This is a genomic window from Ochrobactrum sp. SFR4 (assembly GCF_019730395.1).
GTDB lineage: Bacteria > Pseudomonadota > Alphaproteobacteria > Rhizobiales > Rhizobiaceae > Pseudochrobactrum.
The window spans coordinates 1-500 of the sequence record NZ_JAAPBB010000153.1 but is presented as its reverse complement, the minus strand read 5'-3'; the positions used below and the strand labels follow the sequence as shown (position 1 = coordinate 500).

Here is a 500-nt window from a genome sequence, read left to right as displayed (position 1 = left end):
CACAATTAATTCGCATTTCACTTTCATACGCGGACATAAATTCTCAAGAAGGCCGATTTCAAAACCGGCGAGCTTGCAGCCGGCTTCCGTAAAGTTCCAGGGGGCGTAAGCGCCCTCAGTGGCGATTTTGATTACTTTTTCACTCTGGCTATGTGCGGTTGCTGTCAGTGCTCCGACCAGAACACCAAAAGCCAGCACGGCTTTTTTCCCGTAATTATTGAACATCTGGCAATCTCCTCCTTATGCCTAATGTTGGTCTGTATTTATCTGGGAGTAATCAGTTTGCCTTCCTTCGCAATCAGAGCGCCTTTCCTGTAAACGGCGCTGCGAACGGGGCGTGATGCAACAGCATCGGCGGGTGTTTCGGCATTGAGCAATATGAAACTGGCATCACAGCCTTCCTGAATGCCGTAATCCGCAATATCCATCATTCGCGCGCCGCCATAGGTAGCAAGCTCGAGCGCGAGTTCGATATTTTCATCGCTTCTGAAATCGTTTCT

The 500-nt window shown here is 49.4% G+C and carries 1 protein-coding gene and 1 pseudogene; both read right to left on the bottom strand.

Translation table 11 applies throughout. The features are described from left to right. Window positions 1-225: transporter substrate-binding domain-containing protein (locus tag HBA93_RS18320; protein WP_221724252.1), on the bottom strand; the 225-nt coding region annotated here is incomplete at its 3' end. Between the two features lie 38 nt (window positions 226-263). Next, window positions 264-500 (bottom strand): annotated as a pseudogene (locus HBA93_RS18315) (cytosine deaminase); the annotation flags it as partial.